This window comes from Thauera sp. SWB20 (assembly GCF_000831325.1).
Taxonomy (GTDB): domain Bacteria; phylum Pseudomonadota; class Gammaproteobacteria; order Burkholderiales; family Rhodocyclaceae; genus Thauera; species Thauera aminoaromatica.
In genome coordinates, this window is record NZ_JTDM01000020.1 from 362,972 (window position 1) to 386,958 (window position 23,987).

21 protein-coding genes are annotated in these 23,987 nt (G+C 71.5%); 7 read left to right on the forward strand and 14 right to left on the reverse strand.

Going from position 1 to position 23,987, the window contains the following annotated elements; all coding sequences use genetic code 11:
• Nucleotides 1–13 precede the first annotated feature (13 nt).
• The 4 genes from PO78_RS15580 to PO78_RS15595 are packed head-to-tail and all read right to left on the reverse strand — an operon-like array spanning nucleotide 14 to nucleotide 2,592.
• Nucleotides 14–973, reverse strand: a complete 960-nt coding sequence (locus PO78_RS15580) for an aspartate carbamoyltransferase catalytic subunit (RefSeq protein ID WP_012586075.1) — start codon at nucleotides 971–973, stop codon at nucleotides 14–16.
• Nucleotides 974–1,027: 54 nt separating this feature from the next.
• Nucleotides 1,028–1,531, reverse strand: coding sequence for a bifunctional pyr operon transcriptional regulator/uracil phosphoribosyltransferase PyrR (gene pyrR / locus PO78_RS15585; protein WP_043745050.1), 504 nt, complete (start codon nucleotides 1,529–1,531; stop codon nucleotides 1,028–1,030).
• The gene (gene ruvX / locus PO78_RS15590; RefSeq protein WP_012586073.1) at nucleotides 1,518–2,024 is read right to left on the reverse strand and encodes a Holliday junction resolvase RuvX; all 507 of its coding nucleotides are present in this window, start codon (nucleotides 2,022–2,024) and stop codon (nucleotides 1,518–1,520) included. Before ruvX ends, pyrR begins: the two co-directional genes overlap by 14 nt.
• The gene (locus PO78_RS15595; protein ID WP_012586072.1) at nucleotides 2,017–2,592 is read right to left on the reverse strand and encodes a YqgE/AlgH family protein; all 576 of its coding nucleotides are present in this window, start codon (nucleotides 2,590–2,592) and stop codon (nucleotides 2,017–2,019) included. Before PO78_RS15595 ends, ruvX begins: the two co-directional genes overlap by 8 nt.
• Nucleotides 2,593–3,055: 463 nt before the next feature.
• On the opposite strand from PO78_RS15595, the gene PO78_RS15600 reads away from it, so the two are divergent.
• Nucleotides 3,056–4,510 (forward strand): cryptochrome/photolyase family protein, encoded by a 1,455-nt coding sequence (locus PO78_RS15600; RefSeq protein ID WP_043745053.1) that lies wholly within the window; start codon nucleotides 3,056–3,058, stop codon nucleotides 4,508–4,510.
• A 129-nt stretch (nucleotides 4,511–4,639) separates the two neighbouring features.
• Nucleotides 4,640–5,800 (forward strand): MalY/PatB family protein, encoded by a 1,161-nt coding sequence (locus tag PO78_RS15605; RefSeq protein ID WP_012586070.1) that lies wholly within the window; start codon nucleotides 4,640–4,642, stop codon nucleotides 5,798–5,800.
• 176 nt (nucleotides 5,801–5,976) lie between these two features.
• On the opposite strand, the gene PO78_RS15610 is transcribed toward PO78_RS15605, so the two are convergent.
• From PO78_RS15610 to PO78_RS15635, 6 genes are read right to left on the reverse strand one after another with little or no spacing between them, the layout of a single operon-like run.
• A complete protein-coding gene (locus tag PO78_RS15610) occupies nucleotides 5,977–11,682 on the reverse strand; it encodes a hybrid sensor histidine kinase/response regulator (protein WP_043745056.1) in 5,706 nt (1,901 codons plus the stop codon).
• Nucleotides 11,683–11,711: 29 nt separating this feature from the next.
• Nucleotides 11,712–13,826 carry a methyl-accepting chemotaxis protein gene (locus PO78_RS15615; protein WP_012586068.1) on the reverse strand — a complete coding sequence of 705 codons (2,115 nt, stop codon included), beginning with the start codon at nucleotides 13,824–13,826 and terminating at the stop codon, nucleotides 11,712–11,714.
• Nucleotides 13,827–13,875: 49 nt separating this feature from the next.
• Nucleotides 13,876–14,382, reverse strand: a complete 507-nt coding sequence (locus tag PO78_RS15620) for a chemotaxis protein CheW (RefSeq protein ID WP_004327492.1) — start codon at nucleotides 14,380–14,382, stop codon at nucleotides 13,876–13,878.
• Nucleotides 14,383–14,387: 5 nt separating this feature from the next.
• A complete protein-coding gene (locus tag PO78_RS15625; RefSeq protein WP_012586067.1) occupies nucleotides 14,388–14,753 on the reverse strand; it encodes a response regulator in 366 nt (121 codons plus the stop codon).
• Nucleotides 14,754–14,772: 19 nt separating this feature from the next.
• The gene (locus tag PO78_RS15630; protein WP_004327486.1) at nucleotides 14,773–15,174 is read right to left on the reverse strand and encodes a response regulator; all 402 of its coding nucleotides are present in this window, start codon (nucleotides 15,172–15,174) and stop codon (nucleotides 14,773–14,775) included.
• Nucleotides 15,175–15,214: 40 nt separating this feature from the next.
• Entirely contained in the window at nucleotides 15,215–15,367 is a 153-nt protein-coding gene (locus tag PO78_RS15635) for a rubredoxin (protein WP_049766948.1), read from the reverse strand.
• Nucleotides 15,368–15,485: 118 nt separating this feature from the next.
• Here PO78_RS15635 and thiD point away from each other — a divergent pair, with 118 nt between their 5' ends.
• The 5 genes from thiD (at nucleotide 15,486) to hemL (ending at nucleotide 19,854) form a co-directional block, all read left to right on the forward strand.
• Nucleotides 15,486–16,370 carry a bifunctional hydroxymethylpyrimidine kinase/phosphomethylpyrimidine kinase gene (gene thiD, locus PO78_RS15640; protein WP_171047772.1) on the forward strand — a complete coding sequence of 295 codons (885 nt, stop codon included), beginning with the start codon at nucleotides 15,486–15,488 and terminating at the stop codon, nucleotides 16,368–16,370.
• Nucleotides 16,363–16,995 (forward strand): thiamine phosphate synthase, encoded by a 633-nt coding sequence (thiE, locus tag PO78_RS15645; RefSeq protein ID WP_043745060.1) that lies wholly within the window; start codon nucleotides 16,363–16,365, stop codon nucleotides 16,993–16,995. The genes thiD and thiE overlap by 8 nt, the downstream gene beginning before the upstream one ends.
• A 417-nt stretch (nucleotides 16,996–17,412) precedes the next feature.
• Nucleotides 17,413–18,033 (forward strand): hypothetical protein, encoded by a 621-nt coding sequence (locus PO78_RS15650; protein ID WP_231570742.1) that lies wholly within the window; start codon nucleotides 17,413–17,415, stop codon nucleotides 18,031–18,033.
• Nucleotides 18,014–18,328 carry a SprB repeat-containing protein gene (locus tag PO78_RS23460; RefSeq protein WP_231570743.1) on the forward strand — a complete coding sequence of 105 codons (315 nt, stop codon included), beginning with the start codon at nucleotides 18,014–18,016 and terminating at the stop codon, nucleotides 18,326–18,328. Before PO78_RS15650 ends, PO78_RS23460 begins: the two co-directional genes overlap by 20 nt.
• A gap of 242 nt (nucleotides 18,329–18,570) precedes the next feature.
• Nucleotides 18,571–19,854, forward strand: coding sequence for a glutamate-1-semialdehyde 2,1-aminomutase (gene hemL, locus PO78_RS15655; protein WP_043745062.1), 1,284 nt, complete (start codon nucleotides 18,571–18,573; stop codon nucleotides 19,852–19,854).
• Nucleotides 19,855–19,920: 66 nt separating this feature from the next.
• Here hemL and mgtE read toward each other — a convergent pair whose 3' ends face one another.
• From mgtE to PO78_RS15675, 4 genes are all read right to left on the reverse strand, one after another.
• Nucleotides 19,921–21,363 carry a magnesium transporter gene (gene mgtE, locus PO78_RS15660; protein WP_004321317.1) on the reverse strand — a complete coding sequence of 481 codons (1,443 nt, stop codon included), beginning with the start codon at nucleotides 21,361–21,363 and terminating at the stop codon, nucleotides 19,921–19,923.
• A 134-nt stretch (nucleotides 21,364–21,497) separates the two neighbouring features.
• The gene (gene mtgA / locus PO78_RS15665) at nucleotides 21,498–22,205 is read right to left on the reverse strand and encodes a monofunctional biosynthetic peptidoglycan transglycosylase (RefSeq protein WP_043745064.1); all 708 of its coding nucleotides are present in this window, start codon (nucleotides 22,203–22,205) and stop codon (nucleotides 21,498–21,500) included.
• 7 nt (nucleotides 22,206–22,212) lie between these two features.
• The gene (gene aroE, locus PO78_RS15670) at nucleotides 22,213–23,046 is read right to left on the reverse strand and encodes a shikimate dehydrogenase (RefSeq protein ID WP_004321312.1); all 834 of its coding nucleotides are present in this window, start codon (nucleotides 23,044–23,046) and stop codon (nucleotides 22,213–22,215) included.
• A gap of 10 nt (nucleotides 23,047–23,056) precedes the next feature.
• On the reverse strand, nucleotides 23,057–23,980 hold the full coding sequence (locus tag PO78_RS15675; protein ID WP_012586062.1) for an energy transducer TonB: 924 nt from the start codon (nucleotides 23,978–23,980) through the stop codon (nucleotides 23,057–23,059).
• Nucleotides 23,981–23,987 lie beyond the last annotated feature (7 nt).

Below are 23,987 nucleotides of genomic sequence, written 5' to 3' on the forward strand. Positions count from 1 at the left end.
GCTGTCCGCGGCTTCAGCGGCTGCCGAGCATGCTCATCACCGCCATGCGCACGGCGATGCCGAAGGTGACCTGGGGCAGGATGACCGCCTGCGCGCCATCGGCCACCGCGGAGTCGATCTCCACGCCGCGGTTCATCGGGCCGGGGTGCATCACGATCGCGTCGGGCCTGGCGAGCGCGAGCTTCTCGGCGGTGAGGCCCCAGATCTTGTAGTACTCCTGCGGCGTGGGCAGCAGCGCGCCGTTCATGCGCTCGTTCTGCAGGCGCAGCATCATCACCACGTCCACCCCTTTCAGCCCCTCGCGCATGTCGTGGAACACGCGCACGCCAAGCTTCTCGACCTCGGTGGGCAGCAGGGTCCGGGGGCCGATCACGCGTACTTCGGGCACGCCGAGCGTGGTCAGCGCGGCGATCTGGCTGCGCGCCACACGCGAGTGCAGCACGTCGCCGACGATCGCCACGGTCAGGTTGGTGAAGTCCTTCTTGAAGTGGCGGATGGTGTACATGTCGAGCAGGCCCTGCGTCGGGTGCGCATGGCGGCCGTCGCCGGCGTTGACCACGTGGATGTGGTCGCGCCCGGTGTTCTGCAGGTGCTGGGCGATCAGCATCGGCGCACCGCTGGCGGCGTGGCGCACGACGAACATGTCGGCCTGCATCGCGCACAGGTTGTCGACGGTGTCGAGCAGGCTCTCGCCCTTGGCGGCCGAGCTGGTGTTGATGTTGAGGTTCACCACGTCGGCCGACAGGCGCTTGGCGGCGATCTCGAAGGTGGTGCGGGTGCGTGTGGAGTTCTCGAAGAACAGGTTGAACACGCTCTTGCCGCGCAAGAGCGGCAGCTTCTTGACCTCGCGCTCGGCCACCTCGGTGAAGGGCGCGGCGGTGTCGAGGATGGCGTTCAGGATGTTGCGCGGCAGACCGTCGAGCGTGAGCAGGTGCTGCAGTTCGCCGTGCTGGTTGAGCTGGGGGTTTCGCATCGGGCGTGCCTCGAAATCAGCGGTGGGCAGGGGGAAGGGGAGGGCGGCTCCGGCTCAGGCGCGACGTGTCAGCTCGAGGCCCAAGTGGCCGGCCTGGTCGCGCTGCAGCTCGAGGTTCTGCTCGCGCGCGAGCGGCACGGACAGGGTGTGGGCGCAGTAGCGCGCGGCGATCGGCAGTTCGCGCCCGCCGCGGTCGACCAGCACGGCGAGCTCGACCCGGGCCGGGCGGCCGAAGTCGAACAGCTCGTTGAGCGCGGCGCGGGTGGTGCGGCCGGTGTAGAGCACGTCGTCGACCAGGATCACGTGCGCGCCGTCGACGTCGAAGGGGATCTCGGTCTTCTTCGGGCTGGCGTGCAGACCCTTGCTGGCGTAGTCGTCGCGGTAGAAGGAGACGTCGATCGCGCCCAGCGGCTGGGCGATGCCCAGCTCGGCGTGCAGGCGCTCGGCCAGCCACAGGCCGCCGGTGTAGATGCCGACGAGCGCGGTGGCGGGGCCGACGTGGGGGCGGATCTGCTCGGCGAGCTGCCGGCACAGGGCTTCGGCGTCAAGGTCTTTCATGGCGTCGTGTGTCCAGGAAGGTTTGCAGGAGGATGCGGGCGGCGGCGGCGTCGAGCGCCGCCTTGCGCTCGCGCCAGTCCTTGCGGCCGGCCTCGGCGAGCTCGGCTTCGGCGGCGACCGAGGACAGGCGCTCGTCGGCGGTGAACACCGGCAGGGCGTGGCGGCCGTGGAGCTGGTTGGCGAAGCGGCGGCAGCGCGCGGTGAGCTCGTGCTCGCGGCCGTCCAGATGGGTGGGAATGCCGACCACCAGCGCGACCGGCCGCCATTCGGCAATGAGCCTGGCGATGGCGGCGAAGCGTGCGTCGTTCGCCTCGGCGTGCACGGTGGTGAGCGCGCTGGCCAGGCCGGTCTCGAGTTCGCCGCTGGCGACGCCGATGCGGGCGAGGCCGAAGTCGAAACCGAGCACGGTGCCACGCGCGGGGAGCGTGTCCGGGGCGGGCCGGGGGAAGCGGGTGTCCGCAGGGGACGGGGCGGCCGTGGCCGCCTCAGGCATGTCCGGCGACATCGCTCAGGTTGGTGAAGTCGATGCCGAGCTTCTGCATGGCGGCGACCAGGCGTTCCTCGGGCGGCAGCTCGAACACGATCTCGAGGTCGGCGGGGACGGTGAGCCAGGCGTTGTCGAGGAGCTCCTGCTCGAGCTGGCCGGCAGCCCAGCCGGCGTAGCCGAGCGTGACGATGACGTCCTTGGGTTCGCCACCGGCGCCGATGGCCTGCAGCACGTCGCGGCTGCTGGTGAGGCCGATCTCGTCGGTGACCTTGAGCGTGGAGTGCCAGTCGCCGAGCGGGCGGTGCAGCACGAAGCCGCGGTCGGTCTGCACCGGGCCGCCGAAATACACCGGCTGCGCGGCGAAGCCCTCGGCCTCGAGCGGCACTTCGATGCGCTCGAAGAGGCTGGCCAGGGTCATGTCGATCGGCCGGTTCACGATGATGCCGAGCGCGCCCTGTTCGTTGTGTTCTGCGATGTAGGTGAGCGTGCGCGCGAAGTGCGGATCGACCATGTTGGGCATGGCGATCAGGAAGTGGTGCGTGAAGTTGGCCGTGGGCGTTTCCATGCGCGGCATTCTACGCCGAACGCCGGTCTTCTTGGCGTGGGGGCGTGCGCGAGCGGGTCCTCCCGCCGTCGGGCAGGCCGCGCGTGGTTTCTGTGGGAGCGACGCAAGTCGCGATTGCAGCGATCGGTCGCCGGCATCGTCGATTCCCTTCCTGGGTGGATGGTGTGGCGTGCGGCGTGGGCGATCGCGTGCTGCGCGGCCGCGGGGCCGGAGTGGCGGGCGCCGCCTGCACTCGCGGCCCTGTGCTTCGCTGCGGGCTGCCCTCGGCGGAGGGCGCCGCGGGGGCGACGACGCAAACTCGACGCTGCGCGCCTCGGACATGCGTCGCCTTGATTCCCCCGCGACGCCCTCTGCCTCGGCGCTCCTGAAGTTGGCGCCCGCCACTCCGGCCCCGCGGCCTCGCGCTTGTCCGGACTGCGGCGGCACGGTGGCGGATGCGTCATAATTGCGCATCTTTGTCCTGGACAAAAAAATGTCTTCCGCCCTCGTCTGGTTCCGCCGCGACCTGCGCAGCTTCGATCACGCTGCGCTCCACCACGCCCTGCGCTTCGCCGCGCGCGTGCATTGCGCCTTCGTCTTCGATACCGCCATCCTTGACGCGCTGCCCGCGCGCGCCGACCGCCGCGTCGAGTTCATCCACGCCAGCCTGGCCGAGCTGGATGCGGCGCTCGACGCCATGGCGCGTGCCGCGGGTGGCACGGGTGGCGGGCTGATCGTCCGCCATGGCCGCGCCGAGGACGAGATCCCGCGCCTGGCCGCCGAGCTTGGCGTCGACAAGGTCTTCGCCAACCGCGACTACGAACCCGACGCGATCCTGCGCGACAGCCGGGTCGCGCAGCGACTCGCCGAGGACGGCATCGGTTACGAGGACTTCAAGGACCAGGTGGTCTTCGAGCGTGACGAGGTGCTCACCCAGACGGGCAAGCCCTACAGCGTGTTCACGCCTTACAAGAACGCCTGGCTGAAGGCGGTGGACGATTTCCAGGTCAGCTCGCATGCGGTGGAGAAGTACGCCGCGCACCTGGCGCCGAAGCCCGCCGGCGAGACCCTGCCCGGGCTGGCCGACATCGGCTTCGCGCCCACCAACCTCGCCGAGCTGAACATGCCTGTGGGCATGAGCGGCGGCAAGCGCCTGTTCGACGACTTCGCCGCGCGCATCGAGCGCTACAAGCGCGCGCGCGACTTCCCGGCGGTGAAAGGCGTCAGCTATCTGTCCACCCACCTGCGCTTCGGCACCGTGTCGATCCGCCAGCTCGCCGCCCACGCCCGCGCGCGCGGCGGCGAGGGGGCGGAGACCTGGCTGTCGGAGCTGATCTGGCGCGACTTCTACCACCAGATCCTGTGGCACCACCCGCAGGTGGTGGACCGTGCCTTCCGTCCCGAGTACGACGCCGTGCAGTGGGACGACGCGCCCGAGCTCTTCGCCGCCTGGTGCGAGGCGCGCACCGGCTATCCGATCGTCGATGCGGCGATGCGCCAGCTCGACCAGACTGGCTGGATGCACAACCGCCTGCGCATGATCGTCGCCTCCTTCCTCACCAAGGACCTCGGCGTCGACTGGCGCCTGGGCGAGCGTTACTTCGCCATCCGGCTCAACGACTACGACCTCGCCGCCAACAACGGCGGCTGGCAGTGGGCGGCCTCGACCGGCTGCGACGCCCAGCCCTGGTTCCGCATCTTCAACCCGGTCACTCAGTCCGAGAAGTTCGACCCCGAGGGCCGCTTCATCCGCCGCTACCTGCCCGAACTCGCGCGCGTGCCCGACAAGTTCATCCACGCCCCCTGGACCATGGGCGGCATCGACCAGACCGCGTGCCGGACGAAGATCGGCGTCGATTACCCCGGACCGATCGTGGATCACGCCGCTGCGCGTGAGCGCACGCTGCAACGTTTCGGCGTGGTGAAGAACGACGCGCAAGGCACATAGGCGTCAGCCCGGGGATTCGGTGCGCCGTCCGGGCGCCGGATCGCGACTTGCGTCGCTCCCGCGGGGCAGCGAGCGCTCGGGGGAATGCGGGACAATGACGCCCCGTCACCCTTCACCGGACGCCCCGCCATGACCGCGCCCGCCTTCGACTTCGACCGCCTCATCGACCGCCGCAGCCTGCCGAGCGAAAAATGGGGCCGCTACGCCGGCCGCGACGTGCTGCCGCTGTGGGTCGCCGACATGGACTTCGCCGCGCCGCCGGCGGTCATCGAGGCCCTGCACCGGCGCATCGACCATGGTGTGTTCGGCTACACCGATGCCTGGCCCGCGCTCGAGCAGGCCGTGGTCGAAGGCCTGCGGCGGGATCACGGATGGACGATCCAGCCCGACTGGCTGGTGTGGCTGCCGGGCGTGGTCGCCGGCTTCAACCTCGCCTGCGCCATCGCCGGCGAAGCGGGCGACGGCGTGCTCACCGCCACCCCGGTGTATCCGCCTTTCCTTACCGCCCCGGCCAACACCGGCCGCGTGCTGCAGCGCGCCGAACTGGTGCTGGGCGACGGCCGCTGGCAATGGGACTGGGACGCGCTCGAGGCCGCCTGCACGCCCACGACCCGGCTGCTGCTGCTGTGCAGCCCGCACAACCCGGTCGGCCGGGTGTTCGACGAAGCCGAACTGCGCCGGCTCGCCGACTTCGCCGCGCGCCACGACCTGCTGGTGTGCTCGGACGAGATCCACTGCGGCCTGGTGCTCGACGCCGATCGCACGCACCGCCCGCTCGCCGCGCTCGACGAGGCTATCGCGCGGCGCACGATCACCCTGATGGCGCCGTCCAAGACCTGGAACATCCCGGCGCTGTACTGCGCCTTCGCGATCATTCCCGACCCCGCGCTGCGCCGGCGCTACCGCCACGCCATGCGCGGCATCGTGCCGCATGTGAACGTGCTCGGCATGGTCGCGGCGGAGGCCGCCTACCGCGACGGCGATGCCTGGCGGCGGGCGCTGCTGGATTACCTGCGCGGCAACCGCGAGCGCGTGCTGGAGGCCGTCGCGGCGATGCCCGGCCTGACGACGACGCGCCCCGAAGCGACCTACCTGGCCTGGGTCGACTGCCGCGCGATGATGGCGGCGCGCGGGGTCTCCGACCCGGCGGCCTTCTTCGAGGCCGCCGGCGTCGGACTCTCGGATGGCGCGGCCTTCGGCGCGCCGGGCTTCGTGCGGCTCAACTTCGGCTGCCCGCGCGCGACGCTGGACGAAGCGCTCGCGCGCATGGCGCGCGCGCTGGGCGCGTAGACGCCGGGACGGAGCGGTCTTCCACTGCAATATCTCGACTTGCGTCGCTCCTGCAGCGTGCTTCCACGCCGGGGGCGCAGGAGCGACGCAAGTCGAGATCGGCGGCGGTTCGGAGGGCGTCGAGGCGCATCCGTTGCCGCATCCCGGCTGGCACCGCAGAAAGAGCGAGGCCCCCCTCAGCCCTTGCCCGCCTGTGCGTAGCGCGCCACCAGCGCGAGCAGCTCCTCTTCCTGGTAGGGCTTGCCGAGGTAGTGGTCGGCGCCGACCTCCAGGGCGTAACGGCGGTGCTTCTCCGCCAGGCGCGAGGTGATCACCACCACCGGCAGGTCGTGCAGGCGCGCGTCGGCGCGGATGTTGCGGACGAGGTCGAAGCCGTCCATGCGCGGCATCTCGATGTCGGTGAGCACCACGTCGGGCTTCAGGTCGATGAGCTGCTCGAGCGCGTCCACGCCGTCCTTGGCGGTGAGCACGCGATAGCCCTCGCGCTCGAGCAGGCGACCGGTGATCTTGCGCACGGTCAGCGAGTCGTCCACCACCATCACCGTGGGCAGGTGCAGCGGCGGCGGCGCCTCGGCAGCGGGACCGAACAACCCCGCGTGCGCCTCGTCCATGGTGGTGGCGGCGCGCGCGCCGAGCGCGACCGGGTTGAGGATCAGCACGATCTCGCCGTCGCCAAGCACGGTCGCGCCGCTCATGCCGACGACGCGGGTGAGCTGCGGGCCGGCGTTCTTGACGATGACTTCCTGGTTGCCGCGCAGCCCGTCGACATGCAGCGCGAGCGTCTGCGCGCCGGCGCGCAGCAGCAGCACCCAGCTGTAGCGCGCCTCGGCGGGGCGCGCCTCGCGATCGCCGAGCAGGCGCGGCAGATAGCGGTAGGGATAATGCTCGCCCTGCCATTCGATGCCGTGCGCCCGCTGCATGGCCTGCAGCGCGTCGGGCTTGAGCTCCATGGCCTGCACGATCATGTTGGCGGGAACGGCCCAGCTGCGGCCGAGCGCCTCCACCAGCAAGGTCTGGGTTACCGCGAGGGTGAGCGGCAGGCGGATCGAGAAGCGGGTGCCGGCGCCGGGCCGGCTGGCGACCTCGACGCGGCCACCGGCGGCGGCGGTTTGCGCCTTCACCACGTCCATGCCGACGCCGCGGCCGGAGACCGCGGAGACCTCGCGCGCGGTGCTGAAGCCGGAGACGAAGATCAGGTTCACCAGGCGGCGCTCGTCGACGCGCTCGTCGGCGCCGAGCAGACCGCGCGCGCGCGCCTGCGCCGCGATGCGCTCGAGGTCGAGCCCGGCGCCGTCGTCGGCGATCTCGATGGCGATCTCGTTGCCCTCCTGGCGCACCGTCAGCTCGATGTTGCCGGTCTCGGCCTTGCCGGCGGCCAGGCGCGCGGCCGGGGCCTCGATGCCGTGCGCGACCGCGTTGCGCAGCAGGTGTTCGAGCGGCGCGGCCATCTGCTCGAGCACACTGCGGTCGACCTCGATGCGTCCGCCGCGAAGGTCGAGCGCGGCACGCTTGCCGAGCTCGCGCGCGCTCTGCCGCACCACCCGGTAGAGCCGGCTGGCAAGGTTGTCGAAGGGCAGCATGCGCACCTGCATCAGCCCTTGCTGCAGCTCGCGCGCCATGCGCGCCTGGCTGCCGAGGGCGAGCTCCGCGCCGTCCAGGTTGTGCAGCAGGCCCTGCTGCACGGTGGTCACGTCGTTGACGCTCTCGGCCATCATCCGCGTGAGCTCCTGCAGGCGGGTGTAGCGGTCGAGCTCGAGCGGATCGAAATCGGTGTGCTGGGTGCCGGCCTGCGCGATGCGCGATTGCATCTGCACCTCGGCCTGGATCTCGACCTCGCGCAGCTGGTTGCGCAGGCGGATCACGTTCTCGGTGAGATCGAGCAGCGAGCGCCGCAGGCTGCGCAGCTCGCCCTCGACCCGGCTGCGCGCGACGCCGATCTCGCCGGCCTGGTTGACGAAGCGGTCGATCCGCTCGGCGCGCACACGCAGGGTCGGGGAGGCGAGCGGCTCGACCTCGGGCGCTGCCTCCGCGCCGGCGCCGGCTTCCTCGGCGCGGATCGGGGCGGCCGGCGCCTGGAGGGCCGCTTCGCCGAGGGCGAGCTCGTCGATGACCTGCTCGCAGCGGTCGATGCCGTGCGCGAGCGCTTCGGCGAGCCCGGCCGCCGCCTCGCGCGCGGCGAGGCCGTCCTCCAGGCGCGACTCGAGTTCGTGCAGGTGGGCGCCGAGGCGCATCGCGCCCGCCATGCGCGCGCTGCCCTTGAGCGAGTGCAGCAGGCGCGCGACCGCACGCGGCGCCTCTTCGTCGTCGGCCTGCATGCGCCAGCGGCGCAGGGTGGCGTGGAGCTCGCCGATGGTCTCGGCGGCCTCTTCGAGGAAGATCGGCAGCAGCTGGCTGTCGATGTCGTCCTGCGCACTGTCCACGGCGCCCGCCTCCGCCGCGGGGAGCGCTGCGGGTAGGCTCGCGGGAGCCGCTGGCGGAGGTGTCGCGTGGTCGGCGGCGCGCGCGCCGTCGAGTGCGGTCTGCGCGTCGACAGCGAGGGCGATGTCGGGAGCGAGGGCCTCGGGCAGATCGGCCAGGCCTGCGCTGTCTTCGTCGGCGCGAGCGTCCAGGCGTGCGACGAGTGCATCCTCCGCCGCCGGCGTGCCGCCCGCGGCGATCTCGTCGCGCATCGCGCGCAGGGCGTCGAGGGCCTCGCCGAACAGCGCCAGCTCGTTCCCGTCCGGAGCCCGGGTGGCGTCGGCGAGGCGTTCCAGCCGGTGCTCCAGGGCGCGGCCGAGGCGATGCGCGGCCTCTGCGCGCACGGTGCCCGAGATGCCGGCCAGGGTATGGGCGGCGCGTATCGCGGCGGTCGAGGGGGGCTCGTCGCCCGCGTGCAGCGCGCGCAGCGCCTGCTCGAGCGCGGCCAGGTGCTGGGCCGATTCGCTGCAGTAGAGCGCGTGCAGCGCACGCGAGATCTCGCCGTCGCCGATGCGCAGGGTGTCGCCAGCGGGACTGGCGGCGACATCGCTGGCGGGCGCGTCGTCCTGCGTTGCGGCGGGCGCCTGTGCGGGGGCGACCTCGTCGTGTCCGCCTTCGATTCGCACTTCGTCCGGCTGCGCCGGGAAGAACTCGAAGGCTTCCAGCGCGATCGGGGCGCCCTCGTCGAGCGGCTCGATGAATTCGATCAGGTCTTCTTCGGTTGCGCTCGCCACGGTCGCGGCGGGGAACACGGGCGTGGTCTCCTCCGTACCCGCTGGGGGGGCCGGCGGGGCTCCGCCGATCTCGCCGTCGAGCAGGAAGTCCACGCTGTCGATCTGCATCGGCGCGGAGGCGGGGGCCGTGGCGGCGGGTTCCGCCTCGATCTCCTCGATCGGCTCGGGGAGGGGCGGGAGCGCTCCGCTCGGCGTGGTGATGCCGGCGTCGTGCACCGGCTCGGCCGCTTCGTGGAGCCGTCTCGCCTCGGCGATCAGAGCCGCGGTGTCGCCACCGCCGGCCTCGCCATGTTCGAGTTGCGCCACCCAGGCGGAGAACACCCGATGGCCCTCGGCGACGAGGGCGAACAAGGCGGGGGTGAGCGCCCAGTCGAGTTGCAGCCAGCGGTTCAGCGCCTGCTCCACCGCCCACGCGGTGTCGCCGAGCTGGACGAGCCCGACCATGCGCCCGCTACCCTTGAGGGTGTGGAAGCCGCGCCGGATGGTGACCAGTTGCGCGGGCTCGTCCGTGCCGTCGCGGAGTGCTTCGAGCCCGGCCGCGATCCCGGCGAGCACCTCGTGCGCCTCCTCGATGAAGATCGCCAGCAGTTCGGCGTCGATCTCCGCGCCCACCGGCGCCGCCCCTGCGGCCATCGGGGCGGCTGCGCTCTCCGCGGCGACCGTGGCGGCGAGTTCGGGGGCGGCGGCAGGCGCCCGCGCATCGGTGCCGACGGGCTCTGTCGCGGCCTGCGGCATTGCGGCAGGTGTCTCGAGTTCTTCGAGGGGGCTGAAGTCGAGATCGGGGAAGTCGAGGCCGAACAGGTTTTCGGGGCTCTCCGGGTGGGCCGCTGCGACCTGCGTCGCCGCGGCGTCCAGGTCTTGTGGAGGCGGCTCCGCGGCCGCGGGCGGCGGCGGCTCGGGCATCTCGACGGGCACCGCCGCGGCGGCTTCGGTCGCGGGCGTCGGTGCCGGTGCCGCCACAGGTGTGGCGGCGATCGCGGCAGCGGGCGCCGCCGCGTCCTCCTGTGCAGCCGGCCTGCCCTGGAGCCCCAGGCTCGGGTCGAGCAGTTCTTCCAGGCGGGCGCCGCCGCGCGGCATCGCCTCGATGTAGAAGCCGAGCGCGGAGAGGTCGCGCGCGAGGCGTTCGAACTCGGCCTGGCCGGCGCGGCTGTCCTCGCGCGCGAGGCTGGCGATGTGGATCGCGGCGTTGCGCACCAGGGCGAGCGCGTCGGTCTCGCCGAGCATGCTCAGGGCACCGATGATCTGCTGCAGCGGCTGGTGGAGCTGCAGCAGGGGCTCGCGCCTGGCCTGGTTGCGGAAGAAGTCGTCCAGCACCTGTTCGACGTGGGCGAGGCTGGCGAGCATCTCCTTCGCCACCTGCTCGAGCGCGGCGCGCTCCTGCGCCTGGCGGGCATCCGCCGGTGCTGCGACGATCGCGCCCGCGGACAGGGGCTCGCCGCGCTGCAGGGCGAGCAGACGGGCGGCGATCTGTTCCGCGCGCGCGCCGAATCCGGCGGGCGGCGGACGACGGTCGAGCGCGCCTTCGAGGCTCAGCAGCGCGGTGGCGACCTCCATGCCCGAGGTCTCGACGAACTGCAGCGGATCGCGGCGCAGCCAGCGCGCGAAGTCGAGCAGTGCGGCGCACAGGATGCGCACGCCCGGGCGGCCGAGCGCCTCGGCGGGGGCGCTCATCGCCGCGACTGCATCCTCGAAGCGGGGCAGGGCCACCGCGGTGCCGGCGCAGAAGGCTTCCCAATGCGCGCGCGCCTCGCCGAGGCGGGCGGCGAGGGCGTCGAGCAGCGGCGCGATCGGTGTCTCGCCGACCTCCAGCCCCGGCTCCGGGATCTGCGCGTCGAGCTGCCAGCACGCGCGTACCGCACGCTGCTGTTCAGTGCGCACCGGGGCGCGCGCGATCTGGTAGAGGAGTTCGCGCAGCAGACGGTCCGGCACCGAGGGCGTGCCGCTCAGCAGGCGGCGGAACTGGGCGTCGAGCTGGGTGCACAGGCGCTTCACCGCCGGGTCGGGCTGCAGCCCGCCGTGGATCAGGGCGTCGTAGAACGCGAGGCTGGCCCACCACAGACTGCGCGCAGCCGGGCTGCGCTGCTGCGCCTCGACCTCGGCGATCGCGTCGCGCATGACGCGCGCGCCTTCGCCCGCCGCGCCCTTGCGCAGCCACTCCAGCAGACCGCGCTCGAAGCGGCTGCGTGCCGCGCGCAGCTCCCGCGCCTCGCTCCCGGTCGTGTCCGCCGGCGGCGCCGCACGCGCAGGCGGGCGGCGCGAAAGATCGGGATGGAAGAGGTCGGCGGCGCTGGCGTCGTGCTGCCCGCGCGCTGCGGCGAGCTCGAGGTAGCGCGCGGCCAGCCGCAGCGGCTGGTCGGGCGCGCCGTCGGCGAGCTCCTCGAGGTAGTTGCCCACCATCGCCAGCGCGCGCAGGGCGAGCGCGTGGCGCGCGGCGTCGGCCGGGACCTCGCCGCGCGCCATCGCCCCGAGCAGCTGCTCGAGGGCGTCGGTGAACAGCGTCAGGCCGTCGAGGCCGACGATGTCGAGGGCGCCGCGCACCTGGTGCAGGTGCGATTGCGCGAACTGCAGGCCGGCGGCTTCGCTGCCTGCGCAGCCGCGCTCGAGGATTTCGCGCGCGCGCCCCAGCGCGGCGTCGATCTCGCCCTTCACCCAGGTCAGCGGTCCCAGGTCCGGCTCGGTGGCGTGTGTCATGCTGTTCTTCCGGGCGACAGCCAGCGTGGTCAGACCTTGAAGCCCGAGACCGAGCCCTTCAGCTCCACCGCCAGCTCGGCGAGCTGGTCGATCGACACGGCGGTCTGGCGGGTGCCGAGCGAGGTCTGTTCGGTGACGGCGAGAATGTCCTTCATCGCCGCGGCGACGCGGCCGGCGGTCGCGGCCTGTTCCTGCACGTCGGCCGAGATGCGCTCGATCAGGCTGGCGGTTTCGGTGGAGACCTGGTCGATCTCGGCGAGCGCCTGGCCGGCGGCGTCGGAGAGCTGCGCGCCCTCGACCACGTTGCGGGTGGCGCTCTCCATCGCACCCACCGCGTCCTGGGTGTCGGTCTGGATGGTCTTGACGATCGCGGCGATCTGCTTGGTCGCCTCGGCCGAGCGTTCGGCGAGGCGCTGCACTTCCTCGGCGACGACGGTGAAGCCGCGCCCGGCCTCGCCGGCGGTGGCGGCCTGGATGGCGGCGTTGAGCGCGAGCACGTTGGTCTGCTCGGTGATGTCGGAGATGAGCTCGACGATCTCGCCGATCTCCTGCGAGGATTCGCCGAGGCGCTTGATGCGCTTGGCGGTCTCCTGGATCTGGCTGCGGATGTCGTTCATGCCGCGGATGCTGTTCTGCACCGCGTCCGCGCCCTTGCGCGCGGACTCCAGCGAGCGCCGCGCCACCTGGGCGGACTGCAGCGCGCGCGCGGAGGAGTCGGTCATCGACTGCGCCATGCGCTCGGCGGTGGCGCCGGCTTCCTCGATCTCCTGCGACTGGCGGTCGGTGGCGGCGAGCAGCTCGGTCGAGGTACGGCGCGCCGACTCGGTGGCCGAGGTCACCCGCGTGGCGGCGTCGTTGATTCGGCGTACCAGCACCGAGAGCTCCTCGATGGTGTAGTTCACCGAGTCGGCGATCGCGCCGGTGATGTCCTCGGTGACCGTGGCGCGCACCGTGAGGTCGCCGTCGGCGAGGTCGCCCATCTCGTTCATCAGGCGCAGGATGGCCTGCTGGGTGAGGTTGCGCTCATCCTCGGCCTGGCGGCGCTCGGCCTCCGAGGCGAGGCGGCGCGCCGCGGCGTCGGCGGCGTAGGCGCGCGCCATCTGCGCCAGCACGAACACGGCGAGCAGGGCGGCGAGCGCCGCGCCCGCATGCAGCGGACCGAAGCCGCCGGTGCGCCCGGCGAGCGCCGTGCCGAGGGCCGTGCTCGCGGCGAGCAGGGCGGGGGTGTTCGCCGCGAGGCCGGCGCTCGCGGCGTTCGCCTGCTGCAGCGCGCCCGCGTCGGCGCCGATGCGCTCGATCGCCTGGAGGATCGGTGCCGCGGCGGACCCGAGCGCGCGCAGGCTCTCGTCGAGGACGCTGCCGTTGCTCGGGCGTTCGAGTTCGGCCAAGCGCTGACGCAGCTGCTCGGCCTCGCCGGCGAGCACCTTGGCCGCCGCCGCCGGGTCTGCATCCGCGGAGAAAAGGGTGTTTGCCTGCAGGGTGGCGCGCTGGGCATGGAGCAGGAGGGCGTGGGCCGCACGCAGCGCAGAAGCGTCTCCGTTCATCGCCGCCACACGGCGACCGAACTGGTCGGCCGCGTCGGCGAGGGCGCCGCTGGCCGCGTTGATCGCGCGCACGGCAGCGCTGGTGCCGGCGAGCGGCGCGCCTTGGGCGGCAAGGCGCGCCGCCAGCGTGGCGTTTTTCTGCCACTCGGCGTCGAGGTCCTGCAGCAGGGGCCGCATGCTCGCGGGCAGCGGCGGCAGCGTGGCGCCGGCATGGCTGCCGCCCTGGCCGAGGGTCTGCAGCAAGCCGGCGAAGCGTGCCCGGGTCTGCTCGAGATCGGCGACCGCGCCGGGCTCGCCGAGGCGGGCGAGGCGGGCCGCCCTGGCCATCTGTCCGGGCAGCACCTGCAGTTCGCTCGCCGCGCCGAGCTGGAGCGCGGACAGGCTCGCATCCCGCGCCTGGTATGCGAGCAGTCCGGCGCTGATCGCCGTGCAGGCGACGAAGAGTCCGCCGAGCATGCCGAGGCGGCCGCCGGATCGAGCGGGGGGAGACGGAGTCTTGTTGGCGACCGTCTGCTCCGGCGCGGAGGTCTCGATGATCGTCTGGGCCTCGGTGCCGGCGCCGGGGGCCGGGGCTTTCTTGCCGAACGGGTTCAATGCCATGGTCGATGCTCGATTTTTCGGTCGGGTTCTTGCGGAGTGGATGCGTACGTCATTCCAGCCCGGCGTCGAGGAAGGCGGGCTGGGCGAGCAGGCGGGCGGGGTCGAGCTGCAGCCACGCGCGGCCCTGCATGTCGCGCAGGCGGCGTGCCACCCAGGGCGGGGCATCGCCGCCCGGGGCGGGCTCGAAGTCCTCGTGGCTGCGCAGGCCGCTCGAGGACGACACCAGCAGCGCGCTGTGGATGCCGTGGCGCGCACCGATCAGCAGCAGGCGCGCCCGCCCGCCGGCGCTGATCGGCGGCTGGCCGTTGAAGGCGGCGAAGTCGACCACGCCGTACAGGCTGCCGCGCACGTTGGCGAGGCCGCGGAACCAGGGGCGGGTGAGCGGCACCGCGGACAAGGGCGGCGGGGGCAGGATCTCGCCGGCCTCGGCGAGCTCGATCAACCAGTTGTCGCTGCCGCACTGGAAGCCGAGCAGGCCGCGGCGCTCGGCGCCGGCGGCCTCGGCGAGGCGACGGGCGAGGCGTTCCTGGAATTCGCGCAGGCTGCTGCGGGCCATCGAGCTCAGCCCATCGCCCGGATGCGGGCGAGCAGTTCGTCGTGGTCGACCGGCTTGACCAGGTAGTCGAGCGCGCCCTGACGCATGCCCCAGATCTTGTCGGTCTCCTGGCCCTTGCTGGTGCACATGATGATCGGGATGTCGCGCGTCTCGTCATCGCGCGAGATCGTGCGCGTGGCCTGGTAGCCGTTCATGCCCGGCATCACCACGTCCATCAGGATGAGGTCGGGGTGGTCGCTGCGGCTGCGTGCGATGGCCTGCTCGCCGTTCTCGGCGGTCAGCACCTGGTAGCCGTTGCGGCCCAGCACCTCCTGGAGGGCGAGGCGTTCGACGGGAGAGTCGTCGACCACGAGAATCTTGCGGATCGGCATCGGTCTTCTCCGGCGTGGCTCAGCCTGCGCGCGCCGCATCGCCGCCGCGCCGTGCGTGGCTGGCGACCGCCCGCAACAGGCTGTCCTTGGTGAAGGGTTTGGTGAGGTATTCGTCGGAGCCCGCCATGCGTCCGCGCGCGCGGTCGAAGAGGCCGTCGCGCGAGGACAGCATGATCACCGGCGTGGGCGACAGGCGGGGGTTCTTCTTGATCAGCGCACAGGTCTGGTAGCCATCGAGGCGCGGCATCATGATGTCCACGAAGATGACGTCGGGGTGGTGGTCGGCGATCTTCGCGAGTGCATCGAAACCGTCCTCGGCGAGGACGACCTCGCAGCCCGCCTGGGCGAGGAAGATCTCGGCGCTGCGGCGGATCGTGTTGCTGTCGTCGATGACCATCACCTTCAGGCCGGCAAGGTCCATGCTGTATTCCTGGTGGGTTGTCGGGCGGTGGCGTCCGGGCCTAGATCTCGACCATCTCGAAGTCTTCCTTGCGCGCGTTGCACTCGGGACAGGTCCAGTTCGGCGGAACGTCCTCCCAGCGCGTGCCCGGCGCGATGCCCTCGTCGGGCAGGCCCGACGCTTCGTCGTAGATGAAGCCGCAGATCAGGCACATGTAGGTCTTCCAGGGGGTATCGGCCATGTTCCAGCGTGACTCGAGGGTTGGGGGTAGAATCGACCGCCTATCTTAACGCATCCGCGCGCACCCCATCCGCGCTGCATTTCCACCTCCCATGCCGCTCGCCATTCCGGAAACTCCCCCCTGCGTGCTGTGCCTGTCGGCGGGTGACGCCACGGCCGGCGGAGGACTCGCGGCCGACATCCTGACCCTGGCGAGCATGGGCTGCCACCCGCTGCCGGTGCAGACCGCGGCGCTGGTGCGCGACACCCGCGGCATCGACGAGCTGTGGCCGGTCGCGCCCGAGCTGATCGCCATGCAGGCGCGCGCGGTGCTCGAGGACGTGCCGGTGGCGGCGTTCAAGCTCGGCTTCTGCGGCAGCGTCGAGAACGTCGCGGTGATCGCGGAGATCCTCGCCGACTATCCCGACGTTCCCCTGGTGGTCGAACCCGGCCTGCACGCCGCGGCGCTGCTCGGCGAGGCGGGCGAGGAGATCGCCGCGGCGCTCGCCGACCTGATCCTGCCGCAGACCACGCTGTTGGTGGCCGACCGCCACGAGCTGCTGCGCCTGACCGGCCTGGCCGGGGACGAGGCGGCCGAGTCCGACGAGGACGACGGTGGCGGGGGAGGCCAGGGCGAGACGGGTGGCGCCGAGCTCGACGAGGCGCTCGAGCGCCTGCTCGGCAACGGTACCGAGTACGTGCTGCTCACCGGCGGCGGCGACCACGGCCCGCAGCTCGTCGACACCCTCTTCGGCAGCGAGGGCATCGTGCGCACCGACGCCGGCCCGCGCCCGGCCGCGCCCTGCCTGGGTGCCGGCACCACCCTCGCCGCCGCCGCGGTGGCAGCGATGGCGCACGGCATGGCGCTGCCCGAGGCGGTACGCGAGGCGCAGGAGTTTACCCGCCAGGCCCTGCGCCACGCCTATCGCGCCGGCATGGGGCGGGCGCTGCCCGACCGCTTCTTCTGGGCGCGCGGCAAGGGCGAGAGCGATGACTGAGCGTTTCCCGGCGCGCACGCTGCGCGGGCTCTACGCGGTCACCCCCGACGAACCCGACACCGGCCGCCTGCTCGCGCTCGCGCAGTCCGTGCTCGCCGGTCATCCGGCGCTGCTGCAGTACCGCAACAAGGGCGCCGACGCCGGTCTGCGCCGCGAGCAGGCGCTGGCGCTGCGCGACGCCTGCCGGGCCGCCGGCGTGCCCCTCATCGTCAATGACGACCTCGCGCTCGCGCTCGCCATCGACGCCGACGGAGCGCATCTCGGCCGCGAGGACGGCCCGCCCGCCGCGGCGCGCGCTGCGCTCGGCCCACAGCGCATCCTCGGTCTCACCTGCTATGCCGACTGGTCGCGTGCGACCGAGGGCGCCGAGATCGGTGCCGACTACATCGCCTTCGGCGCGATGTTCCCCTCCACCACCAAGCCCCACGCGCCGCCCGCACCCTTCGCGCTCGTCGAACGCGCCAGGCGCGAGCTCGGCCTGCCGGTGGCGGCGATCGGCGGCATCACGCTGGAGCGTGCGCCGCAGGTGATCGCCGCGGGCGCCGACCTGCTCGCGGTGGTCGGCGACGTGTTCGGCGCGGCCGATCCGGCGGCGCGTGCGAGGATGTATCGCGCGCTGTTCTGAACCCCGCACCTCCCGCCCGACGACCCTACGCGGGCGGTAGCGCCTCATCCTGGCCGAGGGCCCGCATGCGGGGCGATCGCACGAATGCATGACCTGCCCGAGCGGAACCCGTGGGAGCGGGCCTGCCCGCGCAAGGGCGGCGTGCGGCGCTCCTGCGCGGGCAAGCCCCCCGGTGCAGAAGATGGGCACAGGCTGCGCCTTCATGCGACTGCGTCGAGCTTGTATGTGGCAATGCCAGTGCTATACCGGAATCATTCCATGGGTCTGGCGGATGTCATGTCGACCGGGCGTGAGCCTCCCGTCTCGCGAGTCCGCATGATGGCGGGTTGATCCGGCTTTGCCGCCTTCACGGAGGCTGCACGAATCGCAATCGGGTCGATGGAGGTGTCCGTGGTGAGGTGAGAAAGGGAGACGGTCATGGATGAAGAAAAATGGAAAAACCTGGAGGCTCTGATCACCGGCCTCGACAAGGTCGTCAAGGCTGCAGCGGTCAACACCCGAACCCGATCACTGGCTGATCGCGTTACCGCCTTGCAGAGCGATTTCGCCTCGGCCAGGGCGAGTGGCGACGCGACCATGCGCGATCACATCGAGATGGCGGTTCAGGAGTTGTGGGCAAATGTCGAGCGTTGGAGCGGCGTAGCACCGAAGAGGAAGATTTCGGAGTGGTTGGCAGACTTCAGCATTGCGGGGCTCATCGGGCTGGTCGTGCTCCTGGTTGTACTGGGCTTGCTCGTCGCCGGGATCATGTTGTTCACCTCCGCAGTTGGCTGGAAGGCGCTCATGGGCGTGGATGGCACACGACCCATCCTTACCGTGGCGGCGATCATTGCGACGCTGGCGTATGGCGGCGGGCTGATTTTCAGCGCTCTGTACTCCAACGAGGGGAAGTTCGAAGAACGTTTCAGGATGGCGCGCGAAATCTTTCTGGTGTTCTCGGGGGTATTTGCAACCATCGTCGGCTTTCATTTCGGAACGGGCAACAATGGTACGGGCGGGGCCGGGGGGGGCGGAAAATGTGCAACAAATCGAGCTTGATGTCCGGCGTGGCGCAAAGCCGGGCGAGCTCGAACTGTCGGTGACGGGGGGAACGCCTCCCTATACCGTCACAACGACGGGAACCAACATAAAGACAATCTCGCCCGCGCAACACGATAGGTCTCCCATCGTGATCGGCATTACGCGTGAAGACCCGGAAAAATCCTCGACGGTTGCGTTCTCCGTCGTCGATAGGGTGGGCACGAAGACGCAGATCGAGCCGAAACGCGAGGTGCTCGACGCGCTTTTCGGCGGGCTGTCGGGCGCAGGCTCCGGGGCAGGCGGAGGGGGATGACCAGACGAGTCGCCGGGTCTCATCTCGCTGTCGTGCAACTGTGGTCATCCATCGACGTTTTCGGGCTCCGACAAGGGGCGTCGCTTCAGGCTGGGCGTGATCGGCTCTCTGTGGTCGGCGGCCAAGGCGGGCGGCTCATGCGGACGCTTGCCGCGCAAGTCGTGTGAATGCCGGTGGTGGACCGGCTTGGCCTTGCGGCGCCACAATGCCGGCTTTCGCACGCAGCACAGGAACCCTCTGCCATGACCAGCCGTAACGAAGCCCTCTTCCAGCGCGCCCAGCGCAGCATCCCCGGTGGCGTCAATTCGCCCGTCCGCGCCTTCCGCTCGGTGGGCGGCACGCCGCGCTTCCTTGCGCGCGCCGAAGGTGCCCGGGTGTGGGATGCGGATGGCAAGGAGTACATCGACTACGTCGGCTCCTGGGGCCCGGCGATCGCCGGCCACGCCCACCCGGCGATCGTCGAGGCGGTGCGCGAGGCGGCGCTGAAGGGCCTGTCCTTCGGTGCGCCCACCGAGAGCGAGGTCGACATGGCCGAGTTGATCTGCGCCATGCTGCCCTCGGTGGAGATGGTGCGCCTGGTCAGTTCGGGCACCGAGGCGACCATGAGCGCGATCCGGCTGGCGCGCGGCTTCACCGGCCGCGATGCGATCGTGAAGTTCGAGGGCTGCTACCACGGCCACGCCGACAGCCTGCTGGTGAAGGCCGGCTCCGGCCTGCTGACCTTCGGCAACCCGTCCTCGGGCGGCGTGCCGGCGGACTTCGCCAAGCACACCATCGTGCTCGACTACAACGACCTGCAGCAGGTCGAGGACGTGTTCAAGGCGCGCGGCGACGAGATCGCCGCGATCATCGTCGAGCCGGTGGCCGGCAACATGAACCTGATCAAGCCGCAGCCCGGCTTCCTCGAAGGCCTGCGCCGCATCTGCACCGAGTACGGCGCGGTGCTGATCTTCGACGAGGTGATGACGGGGTTCCGCGTCGGCCCGCAGGGCGTGCAGGGCCTCTACGGCATCACCCCCGACCTGACCACGCTCGGCAAGGTGATCGGCGGCGGCATGCCGGTGGGCGCCTTCGGCGGTCGTCGCGACATCATGGAAAAGATCGCCCCGCTGGGCAGCGTTTACCAGGCCGGCACCCTGTCGGGCAGCCCGGTGGCAGTGGCGGCGGGCATGGTGTCGCTGCAGCTGACGCGTGAGGCCGGCTTCTACGAGCGGCTGACGGCGAGCACGCAGCGACTGGTTGCGGGTCTCGCCGCGGCGGCCAAGGATGCCGGCGTCACGTTCAGCGCGGACTCGGTCGGCGGCATGTTCGGCGTCTATTTCGCCGACAAGGTGCCGGCCTCCTTCGCCCAGGTGATGGCTACGGACAAGGAGCGCTTCAACCGCTTCTTCCACGCCATGCTGGAAGCCGGCCACTACTTCGCGCCCTCGGCCTTCGAGGCCGGCTTCGTGTCGGTGGCGCATGGCGAGGCCGAGATCGACGCCACGGTGGCCGTGGCGCGCGCGGTCTTCGCCCAACTGGGCTGAGCCTTCCCGCAGGCCTGCGGAGCGGGCTCGCCCGCTCCTGGCGCCATATTCCTCACATCTCGCCCGTCAGAGCAGGAAAAGCGTCGCCAGCCCGAGGAAGATGAAGAAGCCGCCCGAGTCGGTGAGTGCGGTGATCATCACCGAGCCGCCGAGCGCGGGGTCGGCGCCGAGGCGCTGGCGCAGCATCGGGACCAGCACGCCCGCGCAGGCTGCCAGCAGGAGGTTCAGCGTCATCGCACCGGTCATCACCAGGCCGAGATCGACGTTGCCGTAGAGCCACCACGCCAGCACGCCGAGCAGTCCGCCCCACACCACGCCGTTGATCAGCGCCACGCCGAGCTCCTTGCGCAGCAGGCGGGTCATCGCCGAGGGCTCGACCTGGCCCATCGCGATCGCACGCACGATCATCGTCACGGTCTGGTTGCCCGAGTTGCCGCCGATGCCGGCGACGATCGGCATCAGCGCCGCGAGCGCGACCAGCTTCTCGATCGACTCCTCGAACAGGCCGATCACGCGCGAGGCCACGAAGGCGGTGACGAGGTTGATCGCCAGCCAGGCCCAGCGGTTCTTCACCGAGCTCCACACCGAGGCGAAGATGTCCTCCTCCTCGCGCAGGCCGGCCTGGGACAGGATCTCGGCCTCGGACTCCTCGCGGATGAAGTCCACCGCGTCGGCCACGGTGATGCGGCCGATCACCCGCCGCTCGGAATCGATCACCGGCGCCGACACCAGGTCGTAGCGCTCGAAGGCCTGGGCGGCGTCGTCGGCCTCGTCCTCGGGGGTGAAGCTGATCACCGGCTCGGAGCGCATCACCTCGGCCACGGTCTTTTCCGGGTCGCTGATCAGCAGCGTCTCCAGGGTCAGGATGCCCTCGAGGTGGTCCTCGCGGTCGACCACGAAGAGCTTGTCGGTGTGGTCGGGGAGTTCGTCGAAGCGGCGCAGGTAGCGCAGCACGACCTCCAGGGTGACGTCGTCGCGTACCGTCACCATGTCGAAGTCCATCAGCGCGCCGACGGAATCCTCCGGGTAGGACATCGCCGCGCGCAGCTGCTCGCGGCCCTCGCTGTCGAGCGACTGGAAGACGTCCTCGATGACCTCGGGCGGCAGGTCGGGGGCGAGGTCGGCGAGCTCGTCGGCATCCAGCGAACCTGCCGCCGCCTTGAGCTCCTCGGGGTCCATCGTCTCGATGAGCGACTCGCGTACCGCGTCGGAGACCTCGAGCAGGATCTCGCCGTCACGCTCTGCCTTGACCAGGTCCCAGACATAGAGACGCTCCTCGCGCGGCAGCGCCTCGAGGATGTAGGCGATGTCGGCCGGGTGCAGACTGTCGAGCTTGGCGCGCAGCCCGGCCTCGTGCTGCTTGTGCACGAGGTTCTCCACCAGCTCGTGGCGCGGCATGTCCTGGCGATGGACGAGACCCTCCACCACCTTCTGGCGGGCGAGCAGATCCTGCACCTCCTTGAGGTGCTGCTGGACGTCGTCGGCGTGGAGTTCTTCGGGCTCGGTCATCGCGCGCAAGGCCGGCGGAGGGGCAAGTCGCGAATTCTACGGACTCCCCCCCGCGCACGCGACCCCGATCATGTGACAGAAGGCGAAAAATCGGCGGAGGGCCATTCCCGCCCCTCGCGCCTTGCGCGTCGGGCTCAAGGCACCTGCGAATTCGCCATCCGCCGCTGCACCCGCGCCGCGTGCGCGGCCAGGCGGGGGCCGAAGGTCTTCTCGTAGCGCCGCGGGTTGGGCAGCATCACCGCCAGGCGCGCGGCCTCGGCCGGGCCCAGGCTGGCGGCCGGGCGGCCGTAGTAGTGGCGCGCGGCGGCCTCGGCACCGAACACGCCGTTGCCCCATTCGGCCACGTTCAGGTACACCTCGAAGATGCGGCGCTTGTCCCAGGTCGCCTCGATCATCAGGGTGATCGCCGCCTCCTGGCCCTTGCGCAGCCAGGAGCGCGAGGACGACAGGAAGAGGTTCTTGGCGAGCTGCTGGCTGATCGTCGAGCCGCCGGCGGTGACGCGGCCCTCCTCGGCGTTGCGCTCCAGGGCGCGCTCGATGCCCTCCCAGTCGAAGCCGTCGTGGTCGAGGAAGCGATCGTCCTCGGCAGCGACTACCGCGCGCTTGAGGTGGATCGAGATGCGCTCGTAGGGCACCCATTGCTGGCGCAGTTCGGCCCGCGGGTCGGCTTCGCGCAACTCGGCGAGGCGGATGCGCATGAAGCTCGTGCTGCCGGGATCGAAGCGGCTCCACCACACCACCTGGGTCAGCAGCACCGCCTGCCAGAACAGCGCCAACAGCAGCGCGACACCCAGCCCGCGGGCGACCCAGCCGAGGATGCGGCGCGGCGCGGGGATCGGCACGCTGGCCTCAGCCGGCTTCGATGAGCTGGCGCAGCTCGGCCAGCACCGGCGCGGAGTCGGGGCGCACGCCGCGCCACAGCGCGAAGCTCTCGGCGGCCTGCTCGACCAGCATGCCCAGCCCGTCGGCCACCCGCGCCGCACCGTCGGCGAGCGCGGCGCGCAGGAAGGGCGTGTGGCCGCGGCCGTACATCATGTCGTAGGCGAGCGCGCCCTGGGCGTAGAGGCCGGGCGGCAGCGGCGGCAGTTCGCCGGACAGGCTGGCGGAGGTGGCGTTGATCACGAGGTCGAAGCGCTGGTCGGCGAGCGCCTCGAAGCCGCAGCCCTCGATGCGCACCGTGCCGGCGTGGGCGGCGAAGGCCTGCGCCAGCTCCACCGCCTTGTGCGCCGTGCGGTTGGCGATGCACAGGTCAGCGGGTGCGGTGTCGAGCAGCGGCAACAGCGCACCGCGGGTGGCGCCGCCGGCGCCCAGCAGCAGGATGCGCCGCCCGCGGGGCGGGCAACCGAGATGGCTCGCGAGGTCGCGCACCAGGCCGGCGCCGTCGGTGTTGTCGCCGAGGATGCCGTCCGTGCCGAAGGCGAGCGTGTTGACCGCACCGGCCGCCTCGGCACGCGGCGTGCGGCGGTCGGCGAGGGCGAAGGCCTCGAGCTTGAAGGGCACGGTGACGTTGAGGCCGCGCCCACCCTCGGCGCGAAAGCGCGCCACCGTCGCGGCGAAATCGTCGAGCGGGGCGAGCAGGGCCTCGTAGGTGAGCGCCTGCCCGGTCTGGCGAGCGAACGCGGCGTGGATCCAGGGCGACTTGCTGTGGGCGATCGGGTTGCCGACGACGGCGTAACGGTCCATGGGCGGGGTCTCAGTTGGCGCGCACCTGGTCGCTGTTGGTGAAGGTCCACGTGCGGGTGATCTCGATCACGTCGTAGTCCTTGCGGATGTCGGGCGGGAAGGGGGCGTAGGGCGCGGCCATCTTGACGATGCGCAGCGCGGCGTCGTCGAGCACCTTGTGGCCCGAGCTGCGATGCACGCCCATCCGCTCCACCGTGCCATCGGAGCGGATCGTCACCGACAGCAGCAGGCTGCCGTAGAGCCGGCCGCGCGCCGCATCCGGGTAGTTCAAGGTGCCGATGCGCTCGACCTTCTGCCGCCAGTCCTCGACGTACTGCGCGAAGCGGTATTCCTGCGCGCGCGCGCCGATGAACTTCTTGCGCGGACGCTTGGCGAGCTCCTTGAGGTCGCGGTCGATCTGGGCCTCGATGCGGGCGACCGCGGCGGCGCTGTCGAGCAGGTCGAGGCCGCTGATCTCGCGCTGCGGTTCGGGTGTCGGCGTGGGCTGCTCGACCTTCTTCGGCGCCGCAGCGACCTTGGCCGGCGCCTTGTCGCGGGTGATCACCTGCTTCTGCTCGCGCACCGGCTCGGGCGCGCGGCGCTTGGCCTCGACCAGGGCGTCGCCGTCCTGGCGGTTGGGCTGCGGCGGCAGCGGCGTGCTCGCGCGCACCTCCTGCTCGGTGTTGCCGCCGGCATCGACGTTGGCCTGCGCGAGCACCTCGGCCTTGTCGGGTGCCCGGGCGTGGCGGGCGTTGACCAGCACCACTTCCAGACCCTTGTCGCGCGCGGGCTTGGCCTCGGGCAGGCGGAAGTGGATCAGCAGCAGCAGCGCGTGCAGGCTGATCGAGATGACGAAGGCCGCCACCAGCAGCGGTCCGCCGAAGCGCCGCAGGCGCCCGCTCCAGGCCCCCGGCAGGGCGCCGGCGGGCAGGACGGGGGCGGCGGGGGGAGTCATGCGCAGA

Bases quoted from the DNA above. Each gene is read 5' to 3' on its own strand.
- PO78_RS15580 (WP_012586075.1), bottom strand. From the start codon at position 973: ATGCGAAACCCCCAGCTCAACCAGCACGGCGAACTGCAGCACCTGCTC.
- pyrR (WP_043745050.1), bottom strand. From the start codon at position 1,531: ATGAAAGACCTTGACGCCGAAGCCCTGTGCCGGCAGCTCGCCGAGCAG.
- ruvX (WP_012586073.1), bottom strand. From the start codon at position 2,024: ATGCCTGAGGCGGCCACGGCCGCCCCGTCCCCTGCGGACACCCGCTTC.
- PO78_RS15595 (WP_012586072.1), bottom strand. From the start codon at position 2,592: ATGCCGCGCATGGAAACGCCCACGGCCAACTTCACGCACCACTTCCTG.
- PO78_RS15600 (WP_043745053.1), top strand. From the start codon at position 3,056: ATGTCTTCCGCCCTCGTCTGGTTCCGCCGCGACCTGCGCAGCTTCGAT.
- PO78_RS15605 (WP_012586070.1), top strand. From the start codon at position 4,640: ATGACCGCGCCCGCCTTCGACTTCGACCGCCTCATCGACCGCCGCAGC.
- PO78_RS15610 (WP_043745056.1), bottom strand. From the start codon at position 11,682: ATGACACACGCCACCGAGCCGGACCTGGGACCGCTGACCTGGGTGAAG.
- PO78_RS15615 (WP_012586068.1), bottom strand. From the start codon at position 13,826: ATGGCATTGAACCCGTTCGGCAAGAAAGCCCCGGCCCCCGGCGCCGGC.
- PO78_RS15620 (WP_004327492.1), bottom strand. From the start codon at position 14,382: ATGGCCCGCAGCAGCCTGCGCGAATTCCAGGAACGCCTCGCCCGTCGC.
- PO78_RS15625 (WP_012586067.1), bottom strand. From the start codon at position 14,753: ATGCCGATCCGCAAGATTCTCGTGGTCGACGACTCTCCCGTCGAACGC.
- PO78_RS15630 (WP_004327486.1), bottom strand. From the start codon at position 15,174: ATGGACCTTGCCGGCCTGAAGGTGATGGTCATCGACGACAGCAACACG.
- PO78_RS15635 (WP_049766948.1), bottom strand. From the start codon at position 15,367: ATGTGCCTGATCTGCGGCTTCATCTACGACGAAGCGTCGGGCCTGCCC.
- thiD (WP_171047772.1), top strand. From the start codon at position 15,486: ATGCCGCTCGCCATTCCGGAAACTCCCCCCTGCGTGCTGTGCCTGTCG.
- thiE (WP_043745060.1), top strand. From the start codon at position 16,363: ATGACTGAGCGTTTCCCGGCGCGCACGCTGCGCGGGCTCTACGCGGTC.
- PO78_RS15650 (WP_231570742.1), top strand. From the start codon at position 17,413: ATGGATGAAGAAAAATGGAAAAACCTGGAGGCTCTGATCACCGGCCTC.
- hemL (WP_043745062.1), top strand. From the start codon at position 18,571: ATGACCAGCCGTAACGAAGCCCTCTTCCAGCGCGCCCAGCGCAGCATC.
- mgtE (WP_004321317.1), bottom strand. From the start codon at position 21,363: ATGACCGAGCCCGAAGAACTCCACGCCGACGACGTCCAGCAGCACCTC.
- aroE (WP_004321312.1), bottom strand. From the start codon at position 23,046: ATGGACCGTTACGCCGTCGTCGGCAACCCGATCGCCCACAGCAAGTCG.
- PO78_RS15675 (WP_012586062.1), bottom strand. From the start codon at position 23,980: ATGACTCCCCCCGCCGCCCCCGTCCTGCCCGCCGGCGCCCTGCCGGGG.